Here is a 5,534-nt window from a genome sequence, read left to right as displayed (position 1 = left end):
AAGTTGCGTGATTGCTACTTACATTGCTTGCTATGTATGACAATAATAAGAAAGAACAGTGAATTTGTACTATCTATATCTCATCTACTAACTATACCGAAACTATATATCTAACCAAGGCTGGGAAGTTCTACCAAACTATCCCAGCCTACTTATGTTTGACACTCTCCGCCTTGCGCATAGCGGGGATTCCTAGATCAACGAACCGCCTTAAACCGCCGAGTTCCTATCTTTGACTCTGCCAAAAATGGGACAGTACAAAACCCGCAAATCCGTTCAAGACCAAATTCCCAGTCAATTCACGACAGACCCAGAGGGCAGTTCTTCTTAGGCGTTTAAGTACTTATTGGAAGTGCCTTAAAAAGTCTGTTTCTCTTCCTTTGCTCAGGTTTCGGTGTGCCGGAGACGAAACCTTAGAAGAGGGTCGCCTTAATAAAAAAGTTTTAACCCTTTTATGCATAGCCTGTAACCCTTAAAGGCGACCCTCTGATTACGGTAACTTCTAACCCCACCGTACCTTGCTTATCGTGCATAGTGATTTTTCTGGGTTCACACGCCAACTGTTAATTGACGATTAGGTTTTTTAAGAGGACTTTCCTTACCCTCTAGGCATTACTCCTTTATGGTCAATCAGTGACGGGTCTCTCTCCCGGCTGAGCCAACGGTTTTGCAGCCTGTACCTATCTTAATTATACAACAAACTTCGTGTATAATATTAAGTTTTTTTCTTGTTTCAATCAAAAGCCGTCCTAGAAGGACGGGGCTTTAAACCCAAAATTTTTGGTAAATGGGGTCTGTACATGGTATCTCTCAATAGTATCGCAGCACCGATGCGATCGCATTGATGGGCTACCTTAGGGGTCAGAGTACTTAGATTGACTCCTGTGGTAGATGTACCTTTTACATATACAAAAAATCATACCATTGCTAAGCTATCAAGAGTGTGTCGAGTTGTTAACAATTATCTGACCAAATAAATCTTGTCTATGCAAACACTTGCCGCTCCTAGCTTTGAGTCATTCCATCAGCTTCAAAGAACTCCCCTGAAGTTCGTTGTCCTCGGAGATAGTCTGATCTATGGATTTGGAGATCCAGAAGGTGGCGGCTGGGTAGAGCGACTGCGACGTCAGTGGATGTTACCCGATAGTCCTGGTCATGTACTCTACAATTTGGGAGTTCGGGGTGATGGGGTTACCCAAGTCCACAAGCGACTAGAACATGAATTTCGCAGTCGTGGTGAACTCAGAAACCGTGTACCAGATGCCATTATTTTATCGGTGGGCGTTAACGATTCAGCCCGTTTAGGACGTCCCGATGGCAAGAATTTTACTAATTTTGAGAGTTTCCAGGAAGAACTAGCCAATCTGCTTGAGCTAGCTCAGCAACTCTGTCCAGTGCTATTTGTGGGCATGGTACCAGTTGATGAAAGGAAAATGCCCTTTCTCGATTGTTTTTACTACACTCATGCTGACCAGTACTACTACAAAGAAGCAACTCGCCTTGCGTGTCTGAAGCGTCAAATTCCCTATCTGGACATTTTTGATTTATGGACGTCCCGTGGTTATGATTGGTGCTTCCAACACCTATCTCCAGATGGTCTCCATCCCAATGTGGCTGGTTATCAGCAATTATTACAAGACATCCTGCTCTGGAACCCCTTAGCCCAACTCAACTCCTTAAGCCTAGCGACAGCCTAAACTATCCCGTGTCGAGATTTTAGTTACAGGATTTACCCCAGTAGCACGCTTACACATCAGTTTAGCCTGATAGCGGTCAATCAAGGCATCAGTAAAATCAGCACCAGTTATCTCGGCATCGTAAAACCTGGTGCTATTCATAATTGCATCGGTCAAAATAGCATTGGTCAAAATAGCTTGGTCTAAAAATACCCGATCTGCCAAAGAATTGGTCAGATTTGCACCTTCGAGATTGGCTTTCAATAAATTGGCCTTGGTGAAGATAGATCCACTCAGGTCAGCACCTTGGAAGTTTATGCCTCGCATTTCAGCCCCTGCAAATACCCCACCAACTAAATTCTGATTGGAATAGTCATGATAACTCAAATCCGTAAGGGCATGATTTACTGTATTCTCCTGAGCATAGGCAGGAGTAGCCGATAAAAGCACCCATAGCCAAGCCATAACCAGAACTAAAATTAGTCCCAATAAGCGTCGCCAAATCACCCTAATCACTTGTCAACCTGACTCCTTAAAACTTAAAGCCTAAAACTCCCTCTCTAACCAATCTTCACCGACTCGAATCGTCAGCTCAGATTTGAGATGACCAGTAGAGGATGCTTCTACTCTACCTAGTCCCAGGACTTTTTTGACAATATCTGCTGTTTTTATGTCCCCTTGCTGAACAATAATCTCAGTCTGGGACAAGCGGTCAGGCCAATCTGAGACATAATAGACATTGTAGAAGTCATTTCTGGCTAAATACCGGGCAACACGGCGACCAAGTTCTGGGTCATCGGTAGCATTTTGAATTGCAATTCTGACCCGATGGGGTGAACGGCGGCGCTTTAATGAACTCTTGTATTTGGGCTCTTGCTCGAAATACTCACTCATCACTCGGTCTCGCCCTCGTGAATTCATCAGCCAGTAACTGGCAATGTATTCATCAGCCTTGCTGAATCGACCGGGCAAGAGTACCATTCTGATATTATCTTTGCCAACCTCTAGACCAAAACCGACCAGTGCCAAGATTTCCTCTAAGCTAAGATTAGTATCAATATACTGCTGCATCACTCGCAGGATTTTTGGTAAACGAGGCACGACACTGGGAGTAACTAAACGCTGGCGCAGTGCCTTGAGTAAGATCTGCTGCCGCTGTATCCGAGCAATATCACCATTGTCTTTTCGGTATCGAGCAAATTGTTCGGCTTGGTCTCCATTCAAGGTTTGCCACCCTGGTTCTAAATCAATTTCCAGTTTCTGAGTGAGATCTACATATTCCATCCTCTCAGGCACAAAGACTTCCAGCCCACCGACCAAGTCCACAAGTTCCCGAAATGCATCAGTGGTAATGCGCACATACCTATCAATTGGCACATCATTTAAGGTACGGCTAACCACTTCTGCGGTTAAGGTAGATCCACCTTTGACATTGGCATCGTTAATTTTAACTATCCCAACACCGGGAATTTCTATTCTCGTATCCCGTGGAATTGAAAGCATATTCACGGAGTGGTCCTTGGGGTCTAAGCGCAACAGCAATAGGGTATCACTGCGACCACCAAAAACCTCTGGGGAACCTGGCAACGCATCTGGGACTCGGTCTATGCCCATCACCAGGATATTCACCGGTCGTGACAGGTTGTAGGGAAAGCTTTTACGCCAAGACTTGTGCTCAGAAGCGGCTGGTTGATTCTGGGGGATTTTAGCCTTTTCGGGTTGAGAATGGGATTTAATCAGGGGCGACAATGGGGTAACTAGGGCTAAGGTAGCTCCCAAAGCCGCAGAAATAACTGCTGTCAGGACAAAAGCGCTACTCCAGAATACCCACCGCAAATAGGGGGCAAAGGTTAATCTTAATCCAGACACAGAAGCGTCTAGGTCTGTAGTCAGGTCAAGCTGAGAGTAGGAAACTCCTGTATCACCCTCTTGGGGTGATGGTTGGGGTGTTGAAGCTGAGGCATTATTAATCACACCTGTATCCAAATCTACCTATGAATTGTGATGACTGTTAAAGGATTCAAGTTCCAAGCCTATAGTTGGCTATCCAATTAAACTGTAGCCTTTGGGTACAGTTTAAGATATTGTTGTTGGCCTATAAGTCTATAAGTCTGTAAGTCAAAGCCAATAAAGCATTTTGCCTACCTTCAAAGTGGCTTAATTGAAAAAAGCGCTTTGGCTACCCACGGCTAAAGCTCCTGGTGAAAGCGCTTTGAGGAACATCTAAGAGTGATTAGTCCTTTGTGATCAATGCACAACAGCAATCCCTGAACAGGGATGAAGGAATTGGTGGACAAATGACTAATTTAAGGACTAATGTAAGAACTAATGTAATGGCTAAAGAAGTACTTTAACCATTTTTCATAATCTACAGCCAATAGCAGCTGAATCAGGGAAAGTGAGGTTAGTATGTAGCAGAAAACTACAGTTAAGGCTACATCATGGATAACTCTCTCATCCCTGTGATTCTTGCTGGTGGCAAAGGAGAACGGTTTTGGCCGTTGAGCCGTAAGCACCGACCCAAGCAGTTTTTATGTTTGGATGGTAGTGGCAAGAGTCTTTTGCAGGCAACGGCTGACCGATTGAGTAAGCTGACGGTCGGGCCAGAACACTTGTGGGTGATTACTTCTGCTATGTTAGCTGAGGGAGTGACTCAACAACTACCATCATTACCCCAGAAGCATCTATTAGCGGAACCAGAAGGACGGGATACAGCACCAGCGGTTGCTTGGGCAACTCTAGAGATTGCTAAGGCTTACGGAGAAGATGCGGTAGTGGGCTTTTTCCCTGCTGACCACTGGATTGAAGATGAGCAAGGGTTTCAGCAAACTATCAAGGCGGCTGCTCAATTGGCTGCCGCTGAGTCATCGATTGTAACCTTAGGCATCACCCCCCAATACCCTTCTACAGGCTACGGTTACATTGAGCAAGGTGATAAGACTGGCACGTTTGAGGGATTGCCAGTGTATCAGGTCAGTCGGTTCACCGAAAAGCCTAACCAGGAGACGGCTGAGGAATTTTTGTCTACTGGTCGATTCAGCTGGAACAGTGGGATGTTCATTTTCCGGGCTGGGGTAGTTTTAGATGAATTGCGCACCCATGCACCAGAAATTATTGCCCCTTTAGAAGAAAAAGGTGTGGCGGCTTATGCTGAGCTAGAGAAGAAAAGTATTGACTATGCTTTGATGGAAAAAACAAAGCTAGCTTATGTTTTACCAGCCTCCTTTGGTTGGGATGATTTGGGAGATTGGAATGCCTTAGAACGCTTGCATAATGGCGATGCTAAAAATGTCGCAATGGCTAATCATGTAGAACTGGATACTCAAGGAGCAATTGTCTACTCTAGTAGTGACGATGAGGTGATTGTTACTATTGGTTTAGACGATGTGGTGGTGGTACGCGATCGCAATGCTACCTTAATTGCCAAAAAAGACCGTACCCAGGACATCAAAAAAGCTATCAAAGTTCTCCAAAATAAAAAATTTCAAGATTTTTTGTAATTAATGGCTTCTCACTTTTATAGGTTAACCACATTATAATTATGCTGAACGTCAGAGTGCTTCATAATATATAGTTCAGGGTTTTATCATTATTAATTAGTCAGTGGTGCTCTTAATTTTCTGACTAAATTATCTAATCTGAACTAGAAAAAACTATAGAAAAAAAATAGACAAAGTTAGGCTAGCGATGAAGTGTATAAACAGCGGAACAGGGAACAGGTAACAGGGAACAGGGAACAGGGAACAGGGAACAGGGAACAGGTAACAGGGAACAGGGAACAGGGAACAGGGAACAGGGAGCAGGGAACAGGGAACAGGGAACAGGGAACAGGGAACCGAAAAAGTATGGATTTTAAGA

The 5,534-nt window shown here is 44.3% G+C and carries 4 protein-coding genes and 1 pseudogene; 2 read left to right on the top strand and 3 right to left on the bottom strand.

Annotation, left to right across the window (positions count from 1 at the left end; translation table 11 throughout):
• The first annotated feature begins 986 nt into the window (after positions 1-986).
• Entirely contained in the window at positions 987-1,697 is a 711-nt protein-coding gene (locus F6J94_RS29345) for a GDSL-type esterase/lipase family protein (RefSeq protein ID WP_293046805.1), read from the top strand.
• Here the strand turns inward: F6J94_RS29345 and F6J94_RS29340 are convergent.
• Both F6J94_RS29340 and F6J94_RS29335 read right to left on the bottom strand, forming a co-directional pair.
• Positions 1,683-2,192: a pentapeptide repeat-containing protein gene (locus F6J94_RS29340; protein WP_293046804.1), complete on the bottom strand. Its 510-nt coding sequence runs from the start codon at positions 2,190-2,192 to the stop codon at positions 1,683-1,685. The two genes, F6J94_RS29345 and F6J94_RS29340, sit on opposite strands and share 15 nt — an antisense overlap.
• 30 nt (positions 2,193-2,222) lie before the next feature.
• Complete coding sequence (locus tag F6J94_RS29335; RefSeq protein WP_075899763.1) at positions 2,223-3,662, bottom strand: LCP family protein; 1,440 nt, start codon at positions 3,660-3,662, stop codon at positions 2,223-2,225.
• Positions 3,663-4,117: 455 nt separating this feature from the next.
• On the opposite strand from F6J94_RS29335, the gene F6J94_RS29330 reads away from it, so the two are divergent.
• Positions 4,118-5,176: a mannose-1-phosphate guanylyltransferase gene (locus F6J94_RS29330; RefSeq protein WP_293030090.1), complete on the top strand. Its 1,059-nt coding sequence runs from the start codon at positions 4,118-4,120 to the stop codon at positions 5,174-5,176.
• Positions 5,177-5,352: 176 nt separating this feature from the next.
• Here F6J94_RS29330 and F6J94_RS29325 read toward each other — a convergent pair.
• Positions 5,353-5,534: pseudogene (locus F6J94_RS29325) on the bottom strand (hypothetical protein); the annotation flags it as partial.

The organism is Moorena sp. SIO1F2 (genome assembly GCF_010672755.1).
Lineage (GTDB): Bacteria > Cyanobacteriota > Cyanobacteriia > Cyanobacteriales > Coleofasciculaceae > Moorena.
Note: the sequence above shows the minus strand (reverse complement) of the source record. Positions and strands in the feature narration are given on the sequence as shown.